Origin of the sequence: Roseateles asaccharophilus, assembly GCF_004362405.1 — a bacterium.
Lineage (GTDB): Bacteria > Pseudomonadota > Gammaproteobacteria > Burkholderiales > Burkholderiaceae_C > Kinneretia > Kinneretia asaccharophila.
This window is the reverse complement of the sequence record NZ_SNXE01000008.1, coordinates 241,692-242,591: the sequence shown is the minus strand read 5'-3', so window position 1 is coordinate 242,591 and position 900 is coordinate 241,692. Positions and strand designations below refer to the sequence as shown.

At 66.1% G+C, this 900-nt stretch carries 1 pseudogene; it reads left to right on the top strand.

Features of this window, described 5'->3' with window-relative positions:
- Positions 1-900 (top strand): annotated as a pseudogene (locus DFR39_RS19895) (heme utilization protein); the annotation flags it as partial.

Here is a 900-nt window from a genome sequence, read left to right as displayed (position 1 = left end):
CAAGTGGTCGCGCTCACGACCACCCAGATCAATGGGCTCAACAGCGACGACCTGAACGCCCTGACCACCGACCAGGTCAAGGTCCTGACCTCGGCACAGGCGGCCGCCCTTGGCACCACCCAGTTGTCCAAGATGACCACGGACGACATCGAGGCCCTGTCCACGGCCGCCGTCCGTGCGCTCAACTCCGACCAGGTCAAGGCACTCACCACCGACCAGGTCGTGGCCCTGAGCACCGACCAGGCCAAGGCCCTGACCACCACCCAGGTGGCCGGTCTGACCACAGCCCAGGTCGCTGCGATGCAGAGCGATGACCTGAACGCGCTCAACACCGCTGCTCTGCGCGGTCTGAGCACCACCCAGCTGGCGGCCCTGAACTCCGACCAGATCGCCGCCCTGACGACGACCCAGGTCGCGAACCTGACCACGACCCAGATCAATGGTCTGAACAGCGATGATCTGAACGCGCTGAGCACCGACCAGGTCAAGGCCCTGACCACCGCTCAAGTGGCCGCCATCGGCACCACCCAGCTGTCCAAGATGACAACGGACGATGTGGAGGCCCTGTCCACCAATGCCGTGCGTGCGCTCAACTCCGACCAGGTCAAGGCCCTGACCACCGACCAAGTGGTGGCCCTGAGCACCGAGCAGGCGCGTGCCATGACCACCACCCAGGTGGCAGGCTTGACCACGGCCCAGGTCGCTGCGATGCAGAGCGATGACCTGAACGCCCTGAGCACGGCCGCCCTGCGGGGTCTGAGCACCACCCAGCTGGCGGCGCTCAACTCCGACCAGATCGCCGCCCTGACGACGACCCAGGTCGCGAACCTGACCACGACCCAGGTCAACGGCCTGAACAGTGATGACCTCAACGCCCTGACCACCGACCAGGTCAAGGCC